Origin of the sequence: Actinoplanes sp. CA-142083 (genome assembly GCF_050942195.1) — a bacterium.
In the GTDB taxonomy this organism is placed as follows: Bacteria; Actinomycetota; Actinomycetes; order Mycobacteriales; family Micromonosporaceae; genus Actinoplanes.
This window is the reverse complement of the sequence record NZ_CP192076.1, coordinates 2719176-2737348: the sequence shown is the minus strand read 5'-3', so window position 1 is coordinate 2737348 and position 18173 is coordinate 2719176. Positions and strand designations below refer to the sequence as shown.

Below are 18173 nucleotides of genomic sequence, written 5' to 3'. Positions count from 1 at the left end.
TACCAGGATGACTACGTCCACCGCGCGCCGCCTGTGGTCGCTCTTCGAGCCGCTGCACGCCGTCACCTACTTCACGCCGCAGGCCGCCGAGGCCTTCGAGGCGGCCGGGCTGACCGGCTTCTGGCGCCGCTACTTCGCGGGCCGGGCCGCCGCCCTCGGCCCGATCGGCCCGGGCCCGGTCACCGCCGCGTTCTTCGGCTTCGCGCCGGCGATGGTGACCCGCGCGTTCCCGAGCGTGTGGTCGCGCATCTCGCCCCAGGACGCCGTCACCGCCCGCGCCGCCGGCGCCGCGGCGGCCCTGAACGACCTGTTCACCGACCTGCCACCGTCCGCCGTGGCCGACGCCGCCGACCTGCTGGAGGCCGCGGCACGCTCGGTGGACACGCCCGGTCGCGTGCTCGCCGCCGCCCACGCCGACCTGCCGTGGCCGACGGATCCGGTCGTGCGCCTCTGGCACGCCGCCACGATCCTGCGCGAGCACCGGGGTGACGGGCACGTGGCCGCCCTGCTCACCGCCGGCGTCGGCGGCTGCGAGTCGCTGGTGTGGCGGGTCGGCCTCGACGGCGGCCGCTTGCGCGAGGTGACCCAGCCCGCTCGCGGCTGGACCGACGAGGAGTGGGAGGCCGCCGCGGGGCGGCTGGAGGACCGGGGTTGGCTCACGGCGAGTGGTGAGGTCACGGCCGAGGGTCTTGCCGCGTACGAGGGGGTCGAGGCACTCACCGATCGGCTCGCCGCCGGCCCGTGGCACCGCTTGGGCGAGGCGGACACCGAGCGCTGCGCCGAGTTGCTGGCGCCCTTGACCGCCCGCACCTGGGCCGTCCTCCCGGACGACAACCCGATCCCGCTACGCCGCCCGGTCCCGGGTCAGTGAAACCCGCCGGCCGCCCACACGACGGCCACCAATACACCCACCACCAAGAGCGGCCCCTCGCCGCTCTTCCACCTTGGTCGCGCCTTCGCCGCGGGAGCCGTCGCATGGTCCGTCGTCGCGGCACGGGACGGGTGTTTGCGGTGGGCGCGGCCGGTCGCGCCTGTCGCGTGGTAGCGCCGGGGGTCCCGCTATGTGGCGGCTGCTATCAGTTGTTGGGCGGTCCCGCGTGCTTTACTCGGCCCACCCGGACCAGGGTGGGGTGGTGGGGTGTCGGTTCCGCGATCTACCACAAGTTGACGCGCGGCAAACGAAGGGCAGCGGACTGACGCCGATCAGCGGCGTGAACGGCCGCCGCGTCAGCGGACCTGGGCGCTCTCCTCCCGAGCCACCACCCGCGCTGCCGACCGCCCACTCCGGCGGCGGGACACCGCGACGCCGGCCAGGCACAGCGCGCCGCCGGCGAGGGTGAGCCAGCCGGGCACCTCGCCCAGGAACAGCCAGGACATCAGGACCACGAGCGCCGGCACCACATAGGTCGTCGCGCCCAGTTTGCCGGCGCTGGTGCGGGCCAATGCGTACGCCCAGGTCGTGAACGCGATCGCCGTCGGGCCGACGCCCAGATAGATCATGTTCAGGGTGGCGGACGCCGGCGCGTCGGCGACCTCGTGGAGGAGCACCCCGGAGAACGGGAGCAGGGCGAGCGTGGCGACCAGCGCGGAGTACGTGGTGATCTGCAGGGCGCTGCCGTAGCGCAGCGCGGGCTTCTGCGAGACGACGCCGATCGCGTACGTGATGGCGGCCAGCACGCACAGCAGGACGCCGAGCAGCGAGGAGCTGCCGCCGCTGGACATCGACAGGCCGACGACCGCGGTGCCGGCGAACGACACCGCAATGCCGAGCCACAGCGAGCGCGGCGCCGCCTCGTGCAGCAGGCGCGCGCTGAGCAGGGCGATCAGGATCGGCCCCACGTTGACGATCAGGGCGGCGGTGCCGGCGTCGACCAGGCGCTCGCCCCAGTTGAGGAAGACCATGTAGCCGCCGAACCAGAGCAGGCCGGAGGTCAGGATGCCGGGCCAGGCGCGGCGGTCGGGCCAGCCGACCCGGCGGATCAGGGCGAACGCGCCGAGCAGGACGGCGGCGGTGGCCAGGCGGCCGAGCGCGAGGGCGCCGGGTGAGTAGGCGGCGCCGGCGCTGCGGATGGAGACGAAGGCCGAGGCCCAGAAGATCACGGTCACGGCCGCGGCCACCAAAGCGCTCATGGGAGGAACCTACGGCCCCGAGACTTCGGTCTCTACCGACAAATGCGGTTGGCAATACGATGGGCGCGTGACGACCGAAGACCTGCACGACCTCGACGCCGTGGCCAGCCTCACCGACCGGGTGCGCAGGCAGGCTTATCAGGTGGTGGCGGACGGGACCGGGCCGATCGGGCGGGACGAGGTCGCCGGGGCGCTCGGCGTGGGGCGCACGCTGGCGGCGTTCCACCTGGACAAGCTGGTGGCGGCGGGGCTGCTCGAGGTCTCGTACGCGAGAAGGTCGGGAAAGAGCGGCCCGGGCGCCGGACGTCCCGCCAAGCTGTACCACCTCGCGGCGGCGGAGCACGCGGTCAGCGTGCCGCCGCGTGCCTACCGCGCGGCCGCCGAATTGCTCGCGGAGGCCCTCGAGCAGGCCGGCGCCGAGGAGATGCTCTACAAAGTAGCGCAGCGGCACGCGCGTAATATCCCGAAGAATCCGGACGTAATGGACCTGCTGGCCGAACACGGCTATGTCCCGGTAAAAGGCGCCCCGGACCGGATCGAGCTACGGAACTGCCCTTTCCATCGACTGGCCGAGCAGTTCCCGCCGGTGATCTGCGGCATGAACCTGGCGATGATCGAGGGCCTCCTGGACGGCACGAGCGAGTGGACGGCCCGGATGGACCCGGCGGCGGGGCGATGCTGCGTCACGCTCTCTAAAAAGTAAATCCGTTGACATTAGAGCGGGCACCTGATGAGGTGAGGTCATGAGCGACTTCCACCTGGCCCAGATGAACACGGCCCGCCTCCGAGCCCCGCTGGAAGACCCGTCGATGACCGACTTCGCCGAGGGCATCGCGCTGATGAACGCGCTGGCCGACCGCTCGCCCGGCTTCGTCTGGCGGCTGGTGGGCGACAGTGGCGACGGCACGATCGCCGCGCCCACCGACCCGAGCCGCATCTACACGCTCTCCGTCTGGGAGTCCCCCGAGCACTTGCGGGCGTACGCCTACCAGTCCGAGCACCTCGAGTACCTGCGCCGCCGCCGCGACTGGTTCCACCCGCACGGCGCCCAGGCCGCGCTGGTGCTGTGGTGGATCCCGGCCGGCAAGGTCCCCACCCTGCGTCAGGGCATCTCCCGGCTCGGCCGCCTGCAGGCCGGCGGCCCGACTCCTGACGCCTTCACCTTCCGCCAGTTGTTCCCCGCCCCGGAGCTGAGCCGCCGGTGAAATAGGGTCGCCGGGTGAGCACCGATCTCTCCGTCACTGTCGCGGACGGCGTCGCCCTGCTGGAGATGCGCCGCCCGCCGGCCAATCACGTCGACGAGTCGCTGCTCGGCCGCGTCGCCGATGCCGCCCTGGCCCTCGACGACGACCCCGCCTGCCGGGTGATCGTCCTCGCCTCCGAGGGCAAGCATTTCTGCGCGGGCGCCGATCTAGGAGACACCGATTTCGTACGCGATCGCGCCGCGGCCGCGCAGGGCATCTACCGGCACGCGATCCGGCTCTTCGAGGTGCGCACGCCGATGATCGCGGCCGTGCAGGGCAGCGCCGTCGGCGGCGGGCTCGGCCTGGCCTGCGCGGCCGACTTCCGGGTCGCCGACGCGTCGGCCAAGTTCGTGGCCAACTTCGCACGGCTCGGCTTCCACCAGGGCTTCGGGCTGACCGTCACGCTGCCCGAGCTGGTGGGCCGTCAGTTCGCGGCCGACATGCTGCTGACCGCTCGACGGGTGGGCGCTGACGAAGCCGTACGCGTCGGGCTTGTCGATCGGCTCGCGGAGCCGGGCCTTCTCCGCGAGACCAGCCATGCACTGGCCCTCCAGATCGCCTCGTCGGCGCCCCTGGCCGTGCGTTCCATCCGCACGACGCTGCGGGGCGATCTCGCCGCCCGGGTGCGGCAGGCGCTCGAGCACGAGCTGGCCGAGCAGAGGATGCTGTGGGCGACCCGGGACAGCGCCGAGGGCATCGAAGCCAGCCTGCAGCGACGCGCGCCGGTGTTCCGCGGCGAGTGAGGCCAAGGGGGTTCTGTTGGTACCCCGCACTCCGGCCGCGACGGGCCTAGCGTCGAGGGCATGACCCCAGAACTTGTGCTCAACAACGGCGTCACGATGCCGGCGCTCGGCCTCGGCGTCTTCCAGAGCCCGCCGGAGGAGACCGCAGCCGCGGTCGAGGCGGCGCTGCGCGTGGGCTACCGGCACGTCGACACGGCCGCCGCCTACGGCAACGAGCGTGAGGTGGGCGAGGGGATCCGCCGTTCCGGCGTCGACCCCGCCGACGTGTTCATCGAGACGAAGGTGTGGGTCAGCGACTACGGGTACGACGAGACGCTGCACGCCTTCGAGAAGGCCACCCGCAAGCTCGGCGTCGACCGCCTGGACCTGCTGATCCTGCACCAGCCGGCGCCGGACCGCTTCGACCGCACGGTCGCGGCCTACCAGGCGCTGGAGAAGCTGCTCGCCGACGGCAACGTGCGGGCCATCGGCGTCAGCAACTTCATGCGCCACCACCTCACCGAGCTGCTCGCCCGCACGACCGTGGTGCCCGCGGTCAACCAGATCGAGCTCCACCCCTACTTCAGCCAGCCCGACGTGCAGAAGGCGGATGCCGAGCACGGGATCCTGACCCAGGCGTGGTCGCCGATCGGCGGCATCACGTTCTATCCCGGGTGGGGCGAGGAGCGCCGCAACGTCCTGCAGGATCCGGCGATCGGCGCGATCGCGGCCGCGCACGGCAAGACCCCGGCCCAGGCCATGCTGCGCTGGCAGCTGCAGCACGGCCGGTCGGCCATCCCGAAGTCGACAAACCCCGGCCGGATCGCCGAGAACTTCGACGTGTTCGACTTCGAGCTGACCGGCGAGGAGATGTCCCGCGTCGACAGCCTGGACCTCGGCGTGCGCAACGGCCCCGACCCGGAATTGGAGCGCGACATCTTCGACCGGGCCATTCCCGAGGCCTGATCCGTTTCAGCATCACGTCAGGTTCGTTCCAGAGCCCGGTGCCATCGTCAGCCGCATGTCCGGAAAGGGATACAAGGCCGGCCTCGCCGCGACCGCGGGTCTCGCGCTCGCGGCGGTCGCCGCCACCCCAGCCAGTGCCGCCACCTCGTGGTCCGTGCTGACCACACCCAACCGCGGCACCATCGCCAACGAGCTTTACGGCAGCGCCGCGCTGTCGGCCACCTCCGCGTGGGCGGTCGGCAGCTGGTACGACACCGCCCGTGCGGCGCCGCGCACCCTGATCGAACGCTGGAACGGCACCTCCTGGTCCACCGTCACCAGCCCCAACGCCACCCAGTACTACAACGAGCTGCACGACGTCGACGCCTCCACGGCGACCAACGCGTGGGCGGTCGGATACGCCAACGGGTCGGCCGGCGTGAACGGCGCCCCGCGCAGCGCCCTCGCCATGCGGTGGAACGGCACGTCCTGGTCGGTCGTCACGACACCGCAGCCCGGCGTCAACTTCCGCCAGCTGTACGGCGTGAAGGCCGTCTCCGCCACCGACGCCTGGTCGGTCGGCTGGTACTACGACACCTCGCTGCACGGCGAGGCGCTGATCCTGCACTGGAACGGCACCGCGTGGACGCAGGTCACCGCGCCGGACCCGGGCACCTCCGGCAACACCCTCGAAAGCGTCGCCGGCACCGCGGCCAACGACCTCTGGGCCGTCGGCTACTACTCGAACATCGGCGAGAAGGGCGTGCTCGCCCACCCGCTCGCGGTTCACTACAACGGCACCAACTGGGTCGAGACCGAGCTGCCCGAGTCGGGCACCGGGACGTTCCTGCACTCGGTGACCGCGCTGTCGGCCAACGACGTGTGGGCCGTCGGCTCGAAGAACGGCTACGCGGCGCCGGTCGCGTACCACTGGAACGGCACCGCCTGGAGCGAGGTGCCCACCGCGCCGACCGGCGGTTCCGGCAACAACATCCTGTACGGCGTGTCCGGCGCCGCCGGCAACGTCTGGGCGGTCGGCTACTCCTCGTCCGCCGGCCAGAGCCAGCCGTTGGTGCAGCGCTGGAACGGCACCGCGTTCACCAGCGAGACCGTGCCGCAGCAGCCGATCGGCGGCCTTCTCTACTCGGTCGCGGCCACCGGCGGGCCCACCGCCTTCGCCACCGGCACGCGCTGGGACCTGAACGAGGCCGGCTCGATCAGCGACCGCACGCTCGCGATGCGCGGCAGCGGCGGATAGGAGGAATCCGATGCGACGCACATTCCTGAAAGTGACCGGATCGGCGCTGGTAGGCGGCCTCATCGTCGCCTCCGGCGGGCCGGCCTGGGCGGCGACCGTGACCCAGGTCCCGGCGGGCCAGGCCGGCACGATCGGCGGTTTCGCCGGGGTGGACGCGGTCTCGGCGACCGACGGATGGGCCGTCGGCGGCAACGGCAACGGGATCGTCCAGCGTTTCAACGGTACGAGGTGGAGCATCGTCGCCAGCCCCGACCTGCTCAACGGCGGCGCCAACAGCTGGGCGTTCCTCGCCGACGTGGACGCGACCTCGGCCACCAGCGCGGTGGCGGTGGGCCAGTCCACGGCGGCGTCGGGCGGGGAGAAGACCGCGGTCGCACTGCGCTGGAACGGGTCGGCGTGGAGCAGGCAGGCCGTGCCGAAGCCGGCCGGCACCGACACCGAGCTCACGGCGGCCAAGGCGTTCTCGGCGAGCGACGCGTGGGCGGTCGGCCAGACCGCGTCGGGCGGGTCGACGTTCCGCAAGACGCTGGCGGTGCACTACAACGGCACCACGTGGGTGACCACGCCGACCACGAGCCCGGGCACCCGCACCAACTTCGTCACCGGGGTGGACGGCGTCTCCGGCAATGACGTCTGGATGGCCGGTTACTCGCTGAACCTGCCTTACGGCAACCGGTTCCGGCAGTCGATGATCCAGCATTGGAACGGCTCGGCCTGGATTCAGGTCGCAACCCCCAACAACGGAAGCACTTTCCTGTACGACGTCGCAGCCGTCTCCGCGTCGGACGCGTGGGCGGTGGGCAGCGCTTCGAACGGTGGCGCGTTCGTCATCCGGTGGAACGGCTCCGCCTGGAACACCGTCGCGGCCCCGCCGCTCGCGTCGCTGAACAGCGTCGCGGCCCGGTCCGGCAACGACGTCTGGGTGGCCGGTTCGGACGCCGCCGGCGCGCCCGCGCTGGCGAACTGGAACGGCACGTCCTGGTCGGTCACGCCGGTGCCCACGGGCGGCGGAACGGGCTCGGTCACGCTCGGAGCGGTAGCGCTCGCGAGCCCGTCCACCGAGTGGGCGGTGGGCGCCCGGCAGGACGCCACCACCGGCAACTCGTCCTTCACAGCGTTCCGCATTGCTTAGATTCCGTCCTGGACGGGGAAGGCACTCCCGGCACGAAGTAGTCGCTCTTCTTGGGCTGCTCCGTGCCGGGAGCGCGCCGCTGGCGGGGGATCTTCGCCAGGCGCGGGATGTGCTTCGCGCAGTGGATGTAGGCCTCGTGCACGCGGGTGACCACCCAGAGGCGGGCGCGCTGGCCGGGCGGGATCCCGGCCTGGTCGGCGTCCGGGTCCTCGACGATCTCGGCGGTGCCGTTCACGTGCAGGCCGATGGTCTCGGCGAAGTCGAGGAAGAGGAGCCCGACGCGGGCGTTCTCGGTGATGTTGCCGAGGCTCGCCATCACGCCGTTGCCGCGCAGCTCGGGCCAGCTCAGATGCTCCTCGTCGAGCACCCGGACGAACCCGGGCGGCCCGGCCCGGAAGGTGTTGTCGCAGCCGCCACCGGCGTCCGCGGTGGCCAGGAACATCATCTCCTGCCGGCCGATGAAGCCGCGCATCGCGTCGTTGAGGTGGGACAGGACCTGCCGTGCGTAGAAGGTGTCGGCCCGTTCCCGGGTACCGAGTCGGTCCTGAAGCTCACGCTCACCGTGGTTCATGCTGGGCTCCTCCCGCCGGGTTCCTCCTCCCCGCTGCGGGACAGTGTCACAACGTGACCGCGCCGTCGCATAGCGTTGCAAGTTGCATTGATCAGGCCCTATAACGCCTGCTGCCCAGGTCGGACAGCTCCTGGGGTTGACGATCAGTCGACCCGTCGTCACCCGATCGGGTGACGCTCACGCGTCGTAGAACATCTGCAGGACCGGGCGGATCACCTGGTCGCGGCGCTCGCAGGTGGTCGATCAGGTAGGCCACCTCGCGCGCGACCTCGTAGTTGTCCTCGACGATCAGGTCGACCAGCCGGGCGGCCTCCTCAGCCTGCTCCGGGTCCGGACCGGTCAGCAGGGCCGTCAACTCGGTCATGCGGGCGCGCTGACGAGTCGCACGCAGCAGCGGCCGGGCTGGGGGTCGAGGACGGCGCGGACGCTCGCGGCCGTGCCGGCGGTGACACCCCTGAGCAGCTCCAGGTTCACGCCGCACACCAACTCGGTGTACTGCCGGGCCAGCCGGTGGAACGGGCAGTTGCGCAGCGCCACCGCCCCGGACTCGTCGGTCTCGGGCTCGTAGCCGGCCTCGGTCAGCGCCGCATCGAGGCCGGCGGCCCGTTCGCCGGTCGCGCGGCCGGCCTCGTACGCGGTGCGGCCCAGCACGTCCTGGACCGCGGCGCCGGTGGCGATCGACTCGGAGACGGCGGCGGCCAGCAACTCCCCCACCACGTCGTAGTGCCGCTCGGGCACCGACACGGCCACCTCGTCGTCGGCGCGCCGGTACAGCTTGGCGGGACGGCCGGCGCCGGGGCCGCCTCGGCCGGCCGGGCGGCGGAACTCGTACTCCAGCAGGCCCTGCTCGGCGAGGCGGTCCAGGTGCATGGCGGCGACCCGGCGGCTGACCCCGAGCGCTTCGGCGGCCGCGTCGCGGCCCACCGGCGTCTCCGACCGGGCGACGAGGTCGAACACGGCCTTGCGGATCGGGTCGTCCAGGGCGGCCAGGGCGGCGACGCGGTCGGGCAGCGGGCGAGTGGCCATGATCCCGAGTGTAAAGCACGGCGCTATTGACTTTAGAAGACGAGCTTTCTAGCGTACGGGAAATGGTATTTTAGAAGAACGGAGAAGTTCATGGTCACCGAGAGCCTCCGCACCAGCACCCCGACCCAGCAGGCGTTCGTGCTGCTGCGCACCGTCTTCACGGCCGCCCCGATCCTGTTCGGGCTGGACAAGTTCTTCAATCTGATGACCGACTGGCCGGGATACCTCGCGCCGTGGGTGGACGACCTGATGCCGGGCACGGCGCAGCAGTTCATGTACGTCGTCGGCGTGATCGAGATCGCGGCCGGCGTCCTGGTCGCCCTGCGCCCGCGGATCGGATCGCTGGTGGTCGCGCTCTGGCTGGCCGGCATCATCGTCAACCTGCTGATCGCCGCGAACTACTACGACGTGGCGCTGCGCGACTTCGGGCTGCTGGTCGGCGCGCTCGCCCTCAACCGGCTGGCCACCCCCGATCACCGGGCGGGGTGACCCACCGCCTTCTCGATCGCGACGATGCCGTCGGCGCGCAGGGACCGGACGAAGGCGCCGAAGGCGCCGCGGACGCCGTTGACGCGCAGGCCGAGCGGCGCGTCGATCCGGTCCTTGACCGTACGGGTGAGCGCGGCCAGCTCGTTGGCGATCCGGTGCTTGCACGTGTCGTCCACCGCCCGGTACGCCGCGTCGCCGAGCTGTCCCCAGCGCCACTCAAGCGGGGCACGGCTGCCGTCGCTCGTGGTCAGCGGCGTGTTCGCGCCGGGCCGGGGATCGGCGCGGGGCACGAACGGCTTCGCGGCGAAACCGGCCGGGCCGAGCGCGGCGCGGACCAGGTCGGCCTTGCGCGCGGTCGTGATCGGCGCCGCGCCCTGGCCGACGCCGGCCCCGCGGACCCGCTCCAGATCGCGCAGCGAGCCGATGACCGCGGCGGTGGCCATCGCATTCGTCGTGATGCCCTGGGAATTGCTGCCGAGGTGACCGTCGCCCATCGCGGTCCAGGAGTAGCCGCCCGGCACCGGATGACCGTCCGGCCCGACCTCCGAGATCACCGCCAGCCCCTTGTTGTCGAGGTCGTGCAGGGCGAGCGACACGATGTCGCCGAGCGAGAACGAGCTCATCGCGGTGCCGCCGAGCGCGCGGATCCGGTCCTCCATGACCGACCGCGTCACCCAGCCGAACCACCACAGCAGCTGCGGCATCTGCTGCCGCTCGTCGAGCCGGTCGAAGAGGAACCTCGCCATGTACTCGACGAAGCGGTCGGTGCCCGGGAAGCGCCGCTCGTACCAGGCGCGGATCTCGGCCCGGGGCATCCGCACGTGGCCGGCCGCGAACAGGTCGGTCAGGAAGTGGTCGCCGAACGCCTCCTTGGTCAGCGCGCGACGCCAGATCGCGTCGTCGCCGTTGCGGCCGGCCTCCAGCGCGTCCGTGATCGCCCGGGCATGCCACAGCGAGTACGCCTGCCACCCGGTGCCACCGGCCGAGAAGTGGGAGACGTTGCGGGCCGCGAGCTCGCGATAGCGGTCGACCGCGCGCTTCTTCGCCGCCTCCGGGGCCGGCGGCTCGGGCTCACCGGCCCGTTCCAGGTCGAGGCAGAGCCAGCGGGTCCAGGTCAGCTCGGCCCGGCCGGCCGCGGTGGCGCCGAGATCACGCATTTCCTCGTACGTCCCGAAGTAGTCCCCCGCCATGCTGAGCACATCGCCGAACGTCAGCTGTTGCGGCGGATCGCCGTACGGGATGGTCGTCAGCTCTTTGCCGGAGGCGGTGTCGCCGATGTTCTTGTGCTCGCCGCCGGCGAACTCGGCCGGCTCGTCGTCCCCCTCCTCGACCTCGTCCATCCCGCAGATCTCGGCCACTAGCTCGTCATCCGACTCGCGCGGCGCGGCCGGCGGGTCGTAGAGGTCGTCGATGGCGGCGTGGGCCGGCAGGTAGCCGCCGGTGAGGAAGCTCTTGTACGCGTCGTTGATCGCGTTGTCGTCGGTGATCGTGCGGCGGACCCGGTCGATCTCGTCGGTGAACTTCTTGAGCTGGCCGTCCACCGCTTCCCGGAGCGCGACGAGCCCCTCGCTGTGGTCCTTTTTGGCCCGCTGCGCGAGCCACTGCGAGATTTCCGCGTACGCCTCGCGCTCGTAACGCATCATCCGCGTGTACGTCTTGGGCCGGCCGGTCTTGCGGAACTGCCGGGCGTGCACGGCCTCGTGCCGCAGCACGACCTCGAGCTTGAGCGGATCGTCGGCGGCGCCGGGCGCCAGGTAGATGCGGGTGGCGGAGTTGGTCCACGCGTCGAAGTCGGCCGTGCGCACCGCCGGGGACGGGACATCGGCGATGTCCAGCATCTCGACCTTGCGCAGCACTTCGTCGCCGCCGAAGATGCGCTTCCATTTCTCGCGCGCAGCCACGACATGCGGCGCGTTGGCGTCCTCCGCCGTGGGCTCTTCAATGAGCGGATTGTCCGACCCGCCGCCGTCGGGCAGTCGGTCTCTTTCGCCGGCGTCGGGCAGAGGGCGCAGCAGCAGGCGGCCGGCGGGCCAGCGCTTGTCGGGCGCCTCGGGCGGCTCGTCGAGGACAACGCAGCGGCCGGGGCCAGGCCAACCCAGCGCCACCTCGAGCAGCAGGTCGCCCCGGCGCGGCGCGGTGGCCGGGGTGTGGCCGGGACGGGCCACGATGTCGTAGCGCTCGCCGACCCAGCGGGCCACCGGCCCTCCCGGCCGGTAGAGGCATTCGCGGTATGTGATCGACGGCGCGGCGGGCAGGTAGCTCATGGTCGACTCCTCCGGGCCGGGCGCGACGAGCCGCCGCACCCTCGAGATCAGCTTCGGGACGTTGAGACAGCCGCGGCCGAGCCGGTCGCCGGCCCCGGTCGCGTCGCAGGTGTCCAGCACGGCTTCGCGCAATTGCGAGGCGGTCAGCCGCCGGCCCGCGAGCTCCAGGCACAGCGCCACCGCGCCGGTCACGTGCGGCGCCGCCATGCTCGTGCCGGACTTGCGGACCAGCAGGCCGCCGTTGCGCTCGTCGCCGGCGGCGGACGATCGGGCGGCGAGGACGCCCACGCCGGGTGCGGCCGCATCGGGCTTGCGGCGGCCGTCGCGGGTCGGGCCGGCGCTGGAGAAGGTGGCCGGTGCCCGGCGCGGGTCGTGCCCGTCGTAGGCGCCGACGATCAGCGGGAGGTGCCCGTTGGCGATCGTGCCGGTCGTGCCGTGCCGGACGCTGTCGCGGGTGGCGAACCGCGCCTGGCAGTGCTTGCAGTCGTCGCGCTCCAGCCAGGCGTCGTACCGGCCGTCCACCACCCGCCGGGCCTCCAGCGTGACGGTCCAGGCGCCGGCCAGGCCGGTCGGGTCGAGGAACGCGTCGATGTGCCGGGCGCGGTTGTTCGGGTCGCGCTCGCGGTGGTAGACGCGCCCGATCACCCGGCCGCCGGCGGTCAGCTCCGCCCGCTCGCCGAGCCGGACCGGCCGGCCCCCGGCGCCGCCCGGCGGGTCGATGCGGACCGTGAGCTCGTCGGTGCCGGCGTACCAGATCTCCAGCTCGTTCGGGGTGGGGTCGCCGGCCTGGCTGTCGAAGGTGAAGGTGTGCGTCTCACCCGGACGCAGCACCCCGGCGGTGTGGGTGCGGGCGCGGTAGTAGTTGCCGGTGCTCTGCACGACCAGGCGGCCGGGCGCCTCCGAGAGCAGGGCGTCGAGGGCCAGCTCGGTCAGCGTCGTGCCGTCGTGCGGTCCGCCGTGCCGGCCGACGCTGACGTTGAGCACCCACGGCCGGTCGCCGGCCGTGCGCCGGACGAAGTCCACGCCCTCGAGCAGCCGCACCGAGTCGCCGAGGTTGGCCAGCCCACCGGTGTCACGGTCGGCGAGGTGCACGAAGACCAGGCCGGCCTCGGGGGCGAGACCGGCCGGGCCGCCGCCCCGGCCGTTGCCGGCGGCGATGTCGAGCACGTGGGTGCCGTGGGTGCCGTTGCCCCGGTCGGCGTCGCCAGGGTGATAGCCGAGGCTTTCGTACGGGCGTGGGGTGCGCAGGGCGGCGTCGATGGCGGCGCTGTCGTGGACGGTGCCGTACCCGTATGGATCCGGTCCGTCGCCGTCGCCGCGCTGATCCCAGAGCGCAAGGAACCGGGTGCCGCCGCCGGCCTCCGGCGGCCGCTTGAACGCGGCGGCATCCACATCGGCGCCCCAGTCGAGCGCGGCCACCACGACCCCGGCGCCGGTCACCCCGATTCCGGGCGGCCGACGTTGGTCGCCCGGACGTTCTGGTCCGGCCGCGCGGCGTAGATCGGCGAGCCGCTCTGATCCGGGCGGCCCGGCCGCGGTCCGGACCGGGCCGACGAGGCGGGCCGCCTTGAGGCTGAAGACCTCCGGGTGGTCGTGCACCGCCACGACGTCGCCGGGCGCGATGCGGCAGGTGGCGATCGTGCCGAACCGGGCGACCATCCGCACGCCCGGGATCTCGGCGTCGGGCCGGCGGAGCCGGATGATCGCCTCGATCGCCCGGTCCTCGCCGGCCCCCTCCTCGGCCCGCAGCCGCTCCCACAGCGCCGGGTCCATGGCGAGCCGCTACGCGGTCCCGCCGGCCGAGCGGCCGCTCCGGGCGCGGCCGCCGGAGGCGTCGCCGTCCCCGGTCGCCTGGGCCTGGTAGTTGTTGCCCTTGGCCTGGATGGTCACGAAGAAGCTCTGCCGCACGCCTTTCGCCTCGGCCGTGATCCGGGCGGTTCCCGGCGCGATCGCCTCGAAGTCGCCGTTGGACGCCACCTTGATCAGGTTCGTGTCGGCGCTCGCCCAGGTGATCGTCGTGTCGACGTCCCGGCCCTTGCCGTCCACCGCGACGCCGACGAACCGGCCCTTGTCGCCCACGTTCGGCGGCGCCGGGGTGTTGATCTCGATGTGGTCGACGCCGGAGTTGCGGTTGCGGAAAGCGCCCACGGCCGCGATCCCGGCGACCGCCGCACCGCCGAGCACCCGCGGGTCGAGCAGATAGCCCTCCACCCCCGGGCGGGTCCGCTGCGGCGACAGGAGCAGCAGCGGCGCGACGCGGATGAGGCTGCGGACCAGGTCGTGGCCGTCCAGGTCGTCGGCGAAGGTGTCTAGCGCCTGGTCGACGGCCACGCTGGTCGCGGTCACGTACCCGGCCATCCGGGCCCGGCGGTTGGCCGCCTCCAGGGACTGGCGCAGCTCGTCCTCGCCGACCTTGGTCTTCAGGTCCAGGTTGCGGATCGCCGCGACGGTCGCCCGCGCGGTCGGCGGCCCGGGCCGGGTGACCGGCTGCGGCAGGCGCCGGCGCTGGGCCAGGCGCTGCCGTTCAAGCAGGACGCGGCGGGCGCGCCGGCGGCGGGCTGCATCCGATCGGGTGTCCTCGCCGTCGTAGTCGGCTTCGCTGTCGAAGTCCTCGGCCTCGCTGTCGAAGTCCTCGGTCTCGTAGTTGTCCAGCACGCTGATGCTCATCGATTTCCTCCACTGGTGAGGTCCGCCGCCGACAGCCGCTCCACCGCGGGGCCGACGAACTTCTGGAACAGCGCCACGTCGGGCTCGGTCCAGCCGGCCGAGCCCTCCCCGTGGCAGCTGGGGCAGGTGACCTGGGCGCCCCAGCAGGCGCAGGCGCCCAGGGCCGCGGCGAGGAGCACACTGCTGTCGTCCTGCTTCGGCGCGAAGGAGGCCATGTCGACCACCCGATCGGCCTCCACGTGGCCGGGCTCGGCGCCCTGGGCGAACCGGGCCACGGCCTGCTCGGCCAGCCGCTGGCCGAAGGCGCTCGGATCGGCGATCACCTGCCCGAGCAGGGCCATCACATCGTCGAGCTCCGCCATGATCAGTCCCATTCCTCGTCGAGGGCCTCGGCGAGCTCGAGATGATCGGCGTCGACGAGGCTCGTGTACACGGTCTGCGGCGTCGGCGGCGGTCCGGACCGGAAACTCTCGCCGTCGTCGCCGGGATAGAGGTAGCTCAGCTCGTCGGCGTCCGCGGCCGCCTGCTCGACGAGCCGGCCGAACGAGCTGAGCAGCTGCGCCACCGGGACGCCGCCGACGGTCTGCTTGCCGTACTGGCCGAGCGCGGCCTGCAGCAGGCCCTGCAGCAGGTCACGCTGGTTGGCCATGATGATCGCCTGAGCGGCGGCCGGCGAGCCGCCGGCCACGGCCGAGCCACCCGGCGCGCCCACCACGCCCGGGGCCGCCACCATGCCCGGCGCGGCCATAACTGGTGCCCCCGCGGCCGGGAAAGGCGCGGCCGGGAAAGGCGCGGCCATGACCGGCGCCGCCATGGCTGGGGCCGCCATGACCGGGGCGGCCGGGACCGGGGCGGGACGCGGCGCGGGCCGAGTGGGCAACGCTCCCGCCGCGAGCGACCCCAGCTGGGTGCCGAGCGCCGTACCGACCGGCCCTCCGATCACCGTTCCGAGCGCGCCCCCGGCGATCGGCGCCGCGGTACGCACCACCGACGCGACCGCCGGATCGGACAGCAACTGCCCCGCGCTGTGGCCGATCTGGTTCAGCGCCTTCGCGAAGTTGAACGCCTCCGCGGGATCCATGCCCGCGACCATCTCGGCGAGGGCGTCCTCCAGCTCCTCGTCGTCGGCGTCCGCGAAATCCTCGCGTAGCGCCTGCCGCAGGACATCGGTGTGCAGGCTCATCGGCTCCACCCCCTTTCGGCGCAGGTTAGGAAGGCACCGTCACCGGGTCGTTCCACCGCGGCGGCCGTTATATGGTTCCGACCATGGCGTCGCTCGGCGATCTTGTTGCTGCGTACCTGTCCCCGGCGGTGACGGCCCACCGGGAGAACTCGTCGGTGGAGCCCGTCGTGGACGGGCGCCGCTGGATGCTGCGGATGCGCGAGATGCTGAGTTCGCTCGAGCCGGGCGACGCGGCGTACATCTGCGGTTTGCAGCTGGAACCGGAGATGGACCTGACCGGGAAGCGCAAGGGCGATCCTGGCTATGAGCCGCTCGGCCGGGTGCTGGCCCGGCTCGCGAGCCGCGGGGTCGACGTGCGGGTCCTGCTGGCCGGCGCGGTGGTGAGCAGCAGCATCGCCCGCCCCACGATCGGCCCGTTCCACCAGAACGTGAGCTCGGCGCACCGGCTGCGGCGCTGGCGCGGCGCCAACGGCTCGCCGCCGCCGCTGGCCAACCGCGTGCTGCTCGACTGGTCCGGCTCCGGCATCGGCTCCAACCATCAGAAGGTCACGCTGGTCCGGCGGGGCACCGAGATCACCGCGGCCGTCGGCGGCATCGACTACGTGGCCAACCGGGTCGACGAGACGCCGCACGACCGGCAGTCCGTGCGCGGCGGCCGATGGGGCTGGCACGACGCCGGCGCGATCATCCAGGGCCCGGCCGCCGCCGACGTCTGGAATGTGCTGCGCATGCGGTGGAGCGGCGCGATCAACCTGCCCCGCAAGCGGTACGTCTGGCCGGCGGTGCGCGGCCTGCAAGTGCTCAACCCGTCGAGCATGCCGCCCGAGATCGCCCCGCCACCGGCCCAGCCCGACCACGCGGCGCCCGGCGAGGCCTGCCAGGTCCTGCGGTCGGTCGGCCCCTGGTACATCGACTCGGTGCTGCCCTGGGAGCGGCGGCACTACAGCGACGTGGCCCCCGAGGGCGTGCACGAGGTCTACCTCACGCTGGTGCAGGCGATCAACGCCGCGCGGCGCTACGTCTACATCGAGGACCAGTACTTCCGCGAGTACCCGGGCGGCGACCGGCGCTTCGAGATGTACGCGCACCTGCGCGCGGCCGCGGCCCGCGGGGTGAAGGTGATCCTGCTCGGCTCGGGCAGCCGCGACCCGGCCGAGGGGTCACCGCTGATCAACGGCACGATCAACGCCGACCTGCAGAAGAAGCTTCTCGAGCCGTTGCCGCAGCCGCTGCGCCGCAACGTCGGCCTGTGGCGGGTCGAGCACCTCACGGTCCACTCCAAGATCGTCATCGTGGACGACCGGTTCGCCGCCGTCGGCTCGGCCAACCTGTTCAGCCGCTCGATGGCGGGCGTCGACACCGAGCTGACGGCGGCGCTGGTCAGCACCGGCGACGCCGTCCGCGACCTGCGGGTACGGCTGTGGGCCGAGCACCTGCGCGCGCCGCTCACCGACGACCTGCGCAAGCATCTGGAAGACCTCGACCTGGCCATGGGGATCTTCCGACCGGAGTGGCTGCCCCCGCACGCGCCGGCCGGCTCGTGGCGAACCCCCGGCATGCCGGACGGGTTCGCCCCGCTCGAGTCGGTGCTGACCCTGGTCGGCCCGCCCTAGAAAGCCACGCGCTCGCGCAGCTCGGCCATCAGGCGCAGGTGGCTCTCGATGCCGTCCGGCGCGACGTTGTAGAACAGCACGTGGTCGACGCCGGCCTCGTCGAGCCGCTTGACGTCGCCGGCGATCTCGGCCGGCGAGCCACCGAGGTACGGCCGCCCGTCGCCGAGCGGGTCGGCGGTGATCGGCACGTTCGCGCGGGCGATCACCGGTAGCGCGTCCGCGTCCCGGCCCAGCTCGGCGGCGGCCGTCCGGAACGTCCGCACGGAGGCGACCATCTGCTCGTACGAGAAAGCGTTGGGGTTGACCCCGTCGGCGATCCTTGCCGCCCGGCGCTGGCCGGCCTCGGAGTTGGATCCCATGATGATCGGCAGGTGCGCCTGGACCGGCTTGGGGTTCAGCTCGGACGCCTCGATCGCGTAGAAGCGCCCCTCATAGGAGACCGGATCCGGCCCCCAGCAGGCCCGCATCGCCGCGACCACCTCGTCGAAACCGGCGCCGCGACGCTTCAGTGGCACCTTGGCGGTGGCGAACTCCTGCGGCATCCACCCCTGCCCGATCCCGGCGATGACCCGGCCGCCGCTGAGCTGGTCGAGCGTCGCGTACCGCCGGGCCAGCACCACCGGCACGTGCAGCAGGGCGTCCACGATGCTGGTGCCCAGCCGGATCCGCTCGGTCAGCCCGGCCACGTAGCTCAGCGTCTCGAGTGGCTCGTAGGTCTCGCGATACTCCGCCGGGATGCGCTGCAGATCCCCGTCCGGTCCGGGCAGGATTTTCGCCATCGGCCGGAGCAATCTTTCGTACGTCCAGAGCGCCGCGTACCCGAGGCGCTCGGCTTCCTGGGCCACCCGTTTGATGTTCGGTACCGAAGCCAGCGATCCGGACGTCGGCAATGCCATCCCCAGTTCCACAACCCGCTCCTCTTCCGTTGC

The 18173-nt window shown here is 72.5% G+C and carries 18 protein-coding genes; 9 read left to right on the top strand and 9 right to left on the bottom strand.

Translation table 11 applies throughout. From position 1 onward, the window contains the following. Positions 1-7 precede the first annotated feature (7 nt). On the top strand, positions 8-871 hold the full coding sequence (locus ACQPZX_RS12915; RefSeq protein WP_433379122.1) for an SCO6745 family protein: 864 nt from the start codon (positions 8-10) through the stop codon (positions 869-871). A 356-nt stretch (positions 872-1227) separates the two neighbouring features. Here ACQPZX_RS12915 and ACQPZX_RS12910 read toward each other — a convergent pair whose 3' ends face one another. Further along, the gene (locus ACQPZX_RS12910) at positions 1228-2130 is read right to left on the bottom strand and encodes a DMT family transporter (RefSeq protein WP_433379119.1); all 903 of its coding nucleotides are present in this window, start codon (positions 2128-2130) and stop codon (positions 1228-1230) included. A gap of 67 nt (positions 2131-2197) precedes the next feature. Between ACQPZX_RS12910 and ACQPZX_RS12905 the strand changes: the two genes are divergently transcribed. From ACQPZX_RS12905 to ACQPZX_RS12880, 6 genes are read left to right on the top strand one after another with little or no spacing between them, the layout of a single operon-like run. Further along, positions 2198-2833 carry a helix-turn-helix transcriptional regulator gene (locus ACQPZX_RS12905; protein ID WP_433379116.1) on the top strand — a complete coding sequence of 212 codons (636 nt, stop codon included), beginning with the start codon at positions 2198-2200 and terminating at the stop codon, positions 2831-2833. 40 nt (positions 2834-2873) lie between these two features. Continuing rightward, complete coding sequence (locus ACQPZX_RS12900; protein WP_433379113.1) at positions 2874-3335, top strand: DUF3291 domain-containing protein; 462 nt, start codon at positions 2874-2876, stop codon at positions 3333-3335. Between the two features lie 14 nt (positions 3336-3349). Beyond that, the gene (locus ACQPZX_RS12895; protein ID WP_433379110.1) at positions 3350-4117 is read left to right on the top strand and encodes an enoyl-CoA hydratase/isomerase family protein; all 768 of its coding nucleotides are present in this window, start codon (positions 3350-3352) and stop codon (positions 4115-4117) included. 60 nt (positions 4118-4177) lie between these two features. Then, positions 4178-5062 (top strand): aldo/keto reductase, encoded by an 885-nt coding sequence (locus tag ACQPZX_RS12890; RefSeq protein ID WP_433379107.1) that lies wholly within the window; start codon positions 4178-4180, stop codon positions 5060-5062. 55 nt (positions 5063-5117) lie between these two features. Continuing rightward, positions 5118-6299, top strand: a complete 1182-nt coding sequence (locus ACQPZX_RS12885) for a hypothetical protein (RefSeq protein WP_433379104.1) — start codon at positions 5118-5120, stop codon at positions 6297-6299. Positions 6300-6309: 10 nt separating this feature from the next. Next, positions 6310-7431, top strand: coding sequence for a hypothetical protein (locus ACQPZX_RS12880; RefSeq protein ID WP_433379101.1), 1122 nt, complete (start codon positions 6310-6312; stop codon positions 7429-7431). On the opposite strand, the gene ACQPZX_RS12875 is transcribed toward ACQPZX_RS12880, so the two are convergent. From ACQPZX_RS12875 to ACQPZX_RS12865, 3 genes are all read right to left on the bottom strand, one after another. After that, entirely contained in the window at positions 7409-8002 is a 594-nt protein-coding gene (locus ACQPZX_RS12875) for a pyridoxamine 5'-phosphate oxidase family protein (RefSeq protein ID WP_433379098.1), read from the bottom strand. The two genes, ACQPZX_RS12880 and ACQPZX_RS12875, sit on opposite strands and share 23 nt — an antisense overlap. Before the next feature lie 91 nt (positions 8003-8093). Continuing rightward, entirely contained in the window at positions 8094-8366 is a 273-nt protein-coding gene (locus ACQPZX_RS12870) for a hypothetical protein (RefSeq protein ID WP_433379095.1), read from the bottom strand. Further along, positions 8363-9028 carry a helix-turn-helix transcriptional regulator gene (locus ACQPZX_RS12865; RefSeq protein ID WP_433379092.1) on the bottom strand — a complete coding sequence of 222 codons (666 nt, stop codon included), beginning with the start codon at positions 9026-9028 and terminating at the stop codon, positions 8363-8365. The genes ACQPZX_RS12870 and ACQPZX_RS12865 overlap by 4 nt, the downstream gene beginning before the upstream one ends. A gap of 90 nt (positions 9029-9118) precedes the next feature. Between ACQPZX_RS12865 and ACQPZX_RS12860 the strand changes: the two genes are divergently transcribed. Further along, positions 9119-9517, top strand: coding sequence for a hypothetical protein (locus ACQPZX_RS12860; RefSeq protein ID WP_433379089.1), 399 nt, complete (start codon positions 9119-9121; stop codon positions 9515-9517). Here ACQPZX_RS12860 and ACQPZX_RS12855 read toward each other — a convergent pair. From ACQPZX_RS12855 to ACQPZX_RS12840, 4 genes are read right to left on the bottom strand one after another with little or no spacing between them, the layout of a single operon-like run. Further along, complete coding sequence (locus tag ACQPZX_RS12855; RefSeq protein ID WP_433379086.1) at positions 9502-13554, bottom strand: S8 family serine peptidase; 4053 nt, start codon at positions 13552-13554, stop codon at positions 9502-9504. The genes ACQPZX_RS12860 and ACQPZX_RS12855 overlap by 16 nt on opposite strands. Positions 13555-13563: 9 nt before the next feature. Continuing rightward, positions 13564-14448, bottom strand: coding sequence for a hypothetical protein (locus ACQPZX_RS12850; protein ID WP_433379083.1), 885 nt, complete (start codon positions 14446-14448; stop codon positions 13564-13566). After that, positions 14445-14810, bottom strand: a complete 366-nt coding sequence (locus ACQPZX_RS12845) for a hypothetical protein (RefSeq protein ID WP_433379080.1) — start codon at positions 14808-14810, stop codon at positions 14445-14447. The genes ACQPZX_RS12850 and ACQPZX_RS12845 overlap by 4 nt, the downstream gene beginning before the upstream one ends. A 2-nt stretch (positions 14811-14812) precedes the next feature. Next, positions 14813-15631 (bottom strand): hypothetical protein, encoded by an 819-nt coding sequence (locus tag ACQPZX_RS12840; RefSeq protein ID WP_433379077.1) that lies wholly within the window; start codon positions 15629-15631, stop codon positions 14813-14815. A gap of 83 nt (positions 15632-15714) precedes the next feature. Between ACQPZX_RS12840 and ACQPZX_RS12835 the strand changes: the two genes are divergently transcribed. Then, positions 15715-17244, top strand: a complete 1530-nt coding sequence (locus ACQPZX_RS12835) for a phospholipase D-like domain-containing protein (RefSeq protein WP_433379074.1) — start codon at positions 15715-15717, stop codon at positions 17242-17244. Here the strand turns inward: ACQPZX_RS12835 and ACQPZX_RS12830 are convergent. Continuing rightward, positions 17241-18089, bottom strand: coding sequence for a TIGR03619 family F420-dependent LLM class oxidoreductase (locus ACQPZX_RS12830; RefSeq protein ID WP_433379071.1), 849 nt, complete (start codon positions 18087-18089; stop codon positions 17241-17243). The genes ACQPZX_RS12835 and ACQPZX_RS12830 overlap by 4 nt on opposite strands. Positions 18090-18173: the final 84 nt, after the last annotated feature.